The organism is Chrysiogenia bacterium (genome assembly GCA_020434085.1).
Taxonomy (GTDB): domain Bacteria; phylum JAGRBM01; class JAGRBM01; order JAGRBM01; family JAGRBM01; genus JAGRBM01.
The window spans coordinates 1-7,283 of record JAGRBM010000065.1 but is presented as its reverse complement, the minus strand read 5'-3'; the positions used below and the strand labels follow the sequence as shown (position 1 = coordinate 7,283).

Annotated in this window: 6 protein-coding genes; 3 read left to right on the top strand and 3 right to left on the bottom strand. The window is 63.5% G+C overall.

Annotation, left to right across the window (positions count from 1 at the left end):
• Window positions 1-92 precede the first annotated feature (92 nt).
• Window positions 93-1,442, top strand: coding sequence for a hypothetical protein (locus KDH09_02260; GenBank protein ID MCB0218493.1), 1,350 nt, complete (start codon window positions 93-95; stop codon window positions 1,440-1,442).
• A gap of 74 nt (window positions 1,443-1,516) precedes the next feature.
• Here KDH09_02260 and KDH09_02255 read toward each other — a convergent pair whose 3' ends face one another.
• Both KDH09_02255 and KDH09_02250 read right to left on the bottom strand, forming a co-directional pair.
• On the bottom strand, window positions 1,517-2,434 hold the full coding sequence (locus tag KDH09_02255; protein MCB0218492.1) for a triacylglycerol lipase: 918 nt from the start codon (window positions 2,432-2,434) through the stop codon (window positions 1,517-1,519).
• Window positions 2,435-2,705: 271 nt separating this feature from the next.
• Window positions 2,706-3,623 carry a triacylglycerol lipase gene (locus KDH09_02250; GenBank protein ID MCB0218491.1) on the bottom strand — a complete coding sequence of 306 codons (918 nt, stop codon included), beginning with the start codon at window positions 3,621-3,623 and terminating at the stop codon, window positions 2,706-2,708.
• A gap of 236 nt (window positions 3,624-3,859) precedes the next feature.
• Here KDH09_02250 and KDH09_02245 point away from each other — a divergent pair, with 236 nt between their 5' ends.
• Both KDH09_02245 and KDH09_02240 read left to right on the top strand, forming a co-directional pair.
• Complete coding sequence (locus KDH09_02245) at window positions 3,860-4,501, top strand: response regulator transcription factor (protein ID MCB0218490.1); 642 nt, start codon at window positions 3,860-3,862, stop codon at window positions 4,499-4,501.
• Window positions 4,502-4,505: 4 nt separating this feature from the next.
• Complete coding sequence (locus KDH09_02240) at window positions 4,506-5,957, top strand: HAMP domain-containing histidine kinase (protein MCB0218489.1); 1,452 nt, start codon at window positions 4,506-4,508, stop codon at window positions 5,955-5,957.
• 74 nt (window positions 5,958-6,031) lie between these two features.
• On the opposite strand, the gene KDH09_02235 is transcribed toward KDH09_02240, so the two are convergent.
• Window positions 6,032-6,934 carry an alpha/beta fold hydrolase gene (locus tag KDH09_02235; protein ID MCB0218488.1) on the bottom strand — a complete coding sequence of 301 codons (903 nt, stop codon included), beginning with the start codon at window positions 6,932-6,934 and terminating at the stop codon, window positions 6,032-6,034.
• Window positions 6,935-7,283: the final 349 nt, after the last annotated feature.

Sequence of the window (7,283 nt, the reverse complement as noted above, 5' to 3'; positions counted from 1 at the left end):
CGAGAGAGGATTTGGCCGCCGCCTGAGCCCAAATCGCCCCGCTTTGCCCGGCGCCTTCCCGCGCGATAGGATTGGTCCGATAGGAAAACACGATGAAACCGACGAACACCCTGGATTCCAGATTCGGGCGGGCAGTGGTGTTTGCGGCGGCGCTTGCGCTGTTGCAGCTTCCCCACTTCGCGCACGCCATCAAGACGAAGAAGCCTTCGATCGCTTCGGTCCTCCCTGTGGTTCTGACGGGCACGGACGTCCCGGCCATGGTCGGGACGCGCGTCGACCAGGTCAGTGTCTTTGCCTGCAAGAACGGCAAGCCCGCGCCGATTCGCTCGCAGGTCGATGAGATCAACGAGTCCGGTCGCGTGGTTTCGCGCTTCGGCAAGGCCGCCAACGTCCCGCCCGATGCGACGCCGGGCATCATCGACGCCGATGACGAGCTGGTCCTCATGCTCTCAGAACTGGGCGAGCCCTGCGAGCCTGAAATGATGAAGATGCTGCGGGGCGAGCTGCACGAGGTGAAGGTCGAGGCCACCCATCTGAACGAGCCCGCCTATGCCTACGTGCTGCTGGGGCAGGAGTTCCCCACGCCCAAGGCGCTGGTGCGCTACGAACCGGGCGAGGACATCGTCAAGAGCTCCGCTTACGCATGGGGTTTCGACAGGGAAAAACCCTGGATGTTCAATTTCATGCAGTTCAATGACCTGACCGGCAACAAGCCCTCGCGCGGAGTGCTGGACCGCACCAAGGCGCGCTTCAAAGTGAAGTCCCTTGCGCAGGTGATGGTGCTCAACTTCACCGAAGAGAACATCGAATCGGCGCTCGAGGGCGTTCGCGTCGGACCGGTGCGCATCGTGCGCGAGCTGGACGTGGAACTGAAGTTCATCCCCGGCCTCGAACCCGATGCCAACGTCACCTACTACCAGTATGAGCGCTACCTGCACTTTGTCGTGCGCTTCAAGCTGCCAAGGCAGGCGGCTGTGTTCCTCTCGTCCATGGAGCTGCGCGTGGGATTCGACTTCTCCGATCTGCGCGGCCTTCGCTTTTCCACCAAGGCGCTGCCGCAGGGAACGCTCATCGATGGCCAGACCATCGCGGGCGAGGACGTGATTCCCTTTGGTGACGAGCCCTGGTTCATGCTCAGCGGCCGCGGCGTGAATCTGGTCGCCGGCGTGGACTGGCCGCGGGAGATCAACGTCGAGCCCAACGCCTTCTTCATTGATGACCTCAAGGCATCGAACCCGCCCGAGCGCGTGCCCGGTTCCATGCCCATGGTGGGCTACGTGCTCACCGGGTGGGAGGGGCTCGGCGCGCAGTGGTACACCGTGACCGGAACCGTTGCCATGTTGCCGGGCTTTCCCGAAGGCGGCGGCTCGGGCTACTTCAAGCTCGTGCGGGAGGCGCCGAAGGTCAGCGTCCGGCCCGTCGAGATGCCGACCGCCCAGTAAGTGAACAACTCACCCAAATGAAAAGGCCGCCCCTGAGGGGCGGCCTTTTGAGTTGGCCCTGAAGTTCGCGGGATCTAGTAGCCGCGCTTTTGCAGGTCGCGGGCGATGTCCTTGTAGAGGCCCCGCGCATCGAGGCCGAACAGGCCCGTCGAACCGAGCACCTGGTCGACCTCGTCGAGGTGGTTGGCATTGAGCTTGAGGTTGCGCTGGTTGCCCCAGCCCGAGCTGCTCTTGCCGACCAGACCGTCGTTGGGCTCGAAGCCGAAGAGCACGCTGGTCACTGCCAGCAGCGCGTCGCTGGGATCGAGCGAGATGTTGAACACGCTGGTGCCGCCGTAGCTCTGGTAATAGACGCCGGACGCATTGGTGAACTGCTGGTTCCAGGCATTGAGGAACGGGCTCGAGAGATTCTCGAGCTGCACCGCCATGTCCTGGGGCAGACTGAGGTCGCCGTTGGTCACGACGCCGCCGAAGAGCGCGGCAATGGCGTTGAGCAGGCTCGTGCTGATGCCGGTGGGATCACCGTTGAGAATCAGCATGCCCAGGTCGGCGGCCGGCGCGCCGCGGTGGGGCGTGCCCATCGTTGTGACCGAGGCCACCTTGCCAGAGCCCAGCACGTGGGCGACGTAGCGCGCATCGAGGCCGCCCATGGAATGGCCGATGATGTTCACCTTGCTCTTGCCGGTGATGGCGCGGATCTCTTCGACTTGGTCGAGGAGCTGCTCGCCGCGAACGGCGATGGAGTTGAAGGACGAGACTTCGGTCGTGTAGACGGTGTGCCCCTCATCGCGCAGCGCGCCCGGAATGCGATAGAAATACGGGACGGCGCCGATGAGCTTGTCGAAGCCGCCCATGCCGTGGGCGAGAATGACCGGATACTTGGCGGGTGGCGGCGGCTTGGACCCGCCCGCCATGGCATGGCCCGCGTGGGCGGCGATCATCGCTGCGCAGAGCAGCACTGCAAATACGAATTTTCCCAGAAGTTGCTTCATTTTCGAATCCTCCTCCGGCGGGGCTTCCCACGGCCCGGTCCGGTGTTTCCCATTTTCTTGAGCTGGGAGGATTCTCTCAAAGGCGCCCGCGGCGCAGAAGGTAGCGTTCGGCATGTATCGGCATGACTTTGTCACGTTTCGGGACTGCGCGCCGCGTCATTCGGGCGTTGATTGCGTAAGCCATGTTCACTTCTGGCGCTGCAGGCGCCTCCAAAAACAAAACGGCCGCCCCTTCGGGGGCGGCCGTGTCAGGCCCAATTTGGGTTCGCAATCAGTAGCCGCGTTTTTGCAGGTCGCGGGCGATGTCCTTGTAGAGGCCGCGGGCGTCCAGCCCGAACAGGCCGGTGGAGCCAAGGAGCTGGTTGACCTCGTCCATGTGATTGGCATTGAGGTTCATGTTGCGCTGATTGCCCCACTTCGCGCTGTTGACGCCGACCAGACCGTCATTGGGCTCGAAGAGGAACAGCACGCTGGCCACGGCCATCACCGCGTCGAGCGGATCAAGCGAAATGTTGAACACGCTCGAACCGGTGTAGCTCTGGTAGTAGATGCCTGGCACGTTGGTAAATTCCTGGTTCCACTGATAGAGGAACGGGCTGGAGAGATTGATCACGGCCGTCGTGGCGTCCTGCGGCAGGGAGAGATCGCCGTTGGTGATGTAGCCGCCGAAGACGGTTCCCAGCGCGTTGAGTAGTGCGGGAGAGATACCGGTGGGATCGCCCTCCAGAATCTGCACGAGGATGTCCGGACCCGGCGCGCCGCGGTGCGGGGTTCCCATCGTGGTGACGGAAGCGACCTTCGTCGCGCCCAGCACGTGGGCCGCGTAGCGCACGTCGAGGCCGCCCATCGAATGGCCCAGAAGGTTCACCTTGCTCTTGCCGGTGATGGCGCGGATCTCCTCGATCTGTTCGACGAGCTGCTCACCACGCACCGCGATGGAGTTGAACGAGGAGACCTCCGTCGTGAACGCGGTGTGACCCTCGTCGCGCAGGGCCTCGGGGATGCGGTAGAAGTAGGGGACGACGCCGAGCAGCTCGTCGAAACCCAGGAACCCGTGCGAGAGCACGACCGGATACTTGGCCGGGGGCGGCGGCTTGGAACCGCCTGCCATGGCGTGGCCAGCGTGGGCGGCGATGATGGCTGCGCAGAGCAGCACCGCGAGTGCGAATTTTCTGAGAAGTTGCTTCATTTTCGAATCCTCCTCCGGCGGGGCTTCCCACGGCCCGGTACGGTGTTTCCCATTTCCTTGAGCTGGGAGGATTCTCTCAAAAGCGCGCGCATCGCAGAAGATAGCGTCCGGTACGAATCGGCGTGACATTGTCACGATTCGCCCCCGCGCGGCGCGTCATCCCTTGCGACGCATTCCTAAGTGGCGTTAACTCAAAGGCTATGGCGAGTCTCGACACCTTCTGCCATGATTGGGCCATGTCAGTCATTCGGATTGCGATCTGCGACGACCACCCGGTCTTTCGCGCGGGGATCATGTCTGTGATCAACGCGCAGGAGGATTTTGACGTCGTGGCCGAAGCCGGCACCACCAATGAGCTGCGTGAGCGCCTCGCCGCGCAGGACATCGATCTGGTGCTGCTGGACATCGAACTGCCCGAGGAAGGCGGCCTCGATGCTCTGCCCGACCTGGCGCGCACGCACCGGGTGCTGGTGTTCTCAGCATTTGACGATGCCCGCCGCGTGAAGCAGGCGATGGAGTCCGGTGCGACCGGATTCATTCGAAAGGACTCCGACCCCAGAGAACTCATTCGCGCCATTCGCGACGCAGCCGCCGGCCGCACGGTGCTCGATGCCGAGCTCGCCGTGCGCGTGGCGCAGTCGCTTCGCGCAGAGCCCGACAGCGTGGACTTCCGTCGCAAGGTGGCCGAGCTCACCCCGCGCCAGCGCGAGGTGCTCTCACTCATCGCGCAGGGAAAGTCGAGCAAGGACATCGCCGACGCGCTCTTCCTGAGCGAGGGGACCGCGAAGAATCACGTCACGAAGATTCTGCAGACGCTCCAGGTACCCGACCGCACGAAGCTGGCGCTCATGCTGGTTCGCCACAACGTGGAGCTCTAGGGCCATGCCCGCGTGGCTTCCCGACTTTGCGAGCTGGCCCGAGCAGCCGGGATACCTGCGCGGCATCTTCGTCATGGGCCTGTTTGCCGCTCTCTACCCGCTCGTTCTCTCGAAGAGGCGGCGGCTCAACTACACGCTGGGACTGCTGGGGTATGCCAGCTTCTATGTCATGGGCCTTCGCATGGCGTGGGTGCTGGGGCCCGCTGTGGCGCTGGGTTCGCTCATTCCGCTGCGGATGCAGTACCTGCCGCAGTTTCCATTGCTCTTTCGTTTCCGCCGCCTGAGCTTCGAAGAGATGAAAGGTCGCTCGGGCGACCTGATTGTGGAGGGCCTGGTCTTCCTGTTTGCGATGGTTGTGACCGACGTTCTCTACCGGCGCTACGGCGACGGGATCTATCCGATTCCCGTCTGGCACTGGCGCGACATGGCGCAATTCGTCGTCGTGGCGGGGATTCTCACGTGCACCTGGTTCTTCCTGAATGAGGCGCGCTACCGGCTCACCGGCGTGGACTTCATCATCGATGCGCCGTCCGAAGACATGTCGGCCAGCGGCCCGGAGATGCTGCTGTTCACCAACCTGGCGGTTTACGGGCTCATCGGCCTGATCGCCGCGCCTGTGCAGCTCGCCGTTCACTACGTCTACGTGACGACGGGCTGGGAAGTGGCGCTGCTCTCCTACCTGTGGGCTTTCTATATGAACACGGTTTTTACCCTGTGGATCGACCGGCGCGAGCGTCTGCGCGAGGCGCTGGAGCAGATCCAGCAGAGCGAGCGGCTGGCCGCCATCGGCGAGGTGACCGCGCGCATCGTTCACCAGATGCGCCACGAGCTGGGTCTCATGGCGGCGAGTACCTACCTCATCAACGAGCGCATGGGATCGATTCCAGGCGAAGAACGCGAGACCATCGAGGGCGAGCTCACCAAGCTCAACGCCGTGCGCGAGCAGCTCCGGCGCATTCTTGTTGAGGACTTGCCCGCCGAGGGTGAGACCGAGCACAAAGAAAATAATGAAGCAAAACCCGGACTGCGCGAGCTGCTCAGTATGCAGGTGGAAGCCCTGCAGGCCAAGGCCAAGCAGGCGGGCGTTGAACTCAATATCGAGGGCGGCGATCCGAGCTATACGCCCGAGCACCCGCGGACACTCGGCGAAGCGCTCTTCAACGTGGTCGAGAACGCGGTTGCCGCAGCAAAGAGCAGCGTGGATGTGAGCCTCGCGAGAGAGAAGGGCGCTGCCTGGGTGCGCGTCGTCGACGATGGTCCGGGCATTCCCGAGGAATCCCTGCACAAGGTGACGCAGCCCTTCTTCACGACGAAGGCCGAGGGCACCGGCATGGGGCTTGCGATTGCGATCTCCGCCGCGCGGCGCGAGGGCGGCGAGGTTCTCATTGCCAACCGCAAAGACGGCGGGCTCGAAGTGAAGTTCCGATTTCCGGTTACCGGGAGAGCGGACGATTGAACCCCGCGCATGAAAAAGGCCGCCCCGTTGCCGGGGCGACCTCTTCGAAACGGGCGGGAGGGGTCCTGCCCGTTTCAGTAACCACGCTTCTGCAGATCTCGGGCGATGTCCTTGAACAGGCCGGGCGCGCTGAAGTCGCCGGTCATGCCGGAGGTCTGATCGATCAGGTCCATGTGGTTGGCCTTGAGCCGCAGGTTGCGCTCGTTGCCCCAGCCCGAACTCCACAGCGGCGTGAGCCCGTCGTTGGGCTCGAACCCGTAGATGATGCCGGTGACAGCCAGCGCAAGGTCGGCCGGGTCCAGCAGGTTGTTGATCAGCCGGGTGCCGCCGTAGCTCTGGTAGTAGACGCCCGGTGCATTGGTGATGACTTCGTTCCAGGTGTGCATGCTCGCTCGGGTGAAACCGCGCATGGCATTGACGAAGTCCTGGGGCATCGGTTCGCCCTCGTTGAGAGCAGGCAGGCCGAACAGGTCGAAGAACGCGTCGGCCAGAGCGGGCGTGATGCCCGTGGGATCACCGTCGAGCACCAGCATGATGAGTTCCGAGCTCAGGTTGCCGCGGTGGGCAGTGCCCAGCGTCGTGACCGATGCGACTTTCGACGCCCCAAGCACGTGCGCGGCGTAGCGGACGTCCTGACCGCCCGCAGAGTGGCCGATCAGATTGACCTTCGCTTTGCCGGAAATGGCGAGGATTTCCTCGACCTGATCGATCATTTGTTCGCCGCGCACTTCATGGGTGCCGAAGGCCGAGACCTTCGTGATGAAAACGCTGTGTCCGTCTTCGCGAAGCGCGGCGGGGATGCGGCCGAATCCCTCGCCCGATCCCAGGCCGCCGCCGAAGCCATGGCCGATGATGATCGGATACTGCGCGGCCGGCGGCTCGGAGCCCCCGGCGAAGGCCGGGCTCGCGGTTGCGACCAGGATCGCCGTGATGGCCAGTACGGCCGCCCAGATGTTGCTTGTTCCAATTCGCCTCATGTCAGTCCTCCTCCCAGTGCCCCCGGTTGCGGTTGGGCCTGGTTCCAAAACCATGAATTTCAAGAAACTCCGGGAATTCTCCCAGAAACGCGCACAGAGCAACAGATGAGGTCCTGCACAATGAGACGTGAAAATTTCACGTTTTGGGCGGCGCGACGCGTCAACCCTTGCCGGGCGCGCGGCGAGGGGGGTAACCCTGCTTTGTGTGGCAGATTCACAGAGCCTCTGGCATGATTGGCGGCATGTCCGTCATCAGGATCGCAATCTGCGATGACCACCCGGTCTTTCGTGCCGGGATGGTGTCCGTGATCAATGAGCACGAGGACTTCGACGTGGTCGCCGAAGCGGG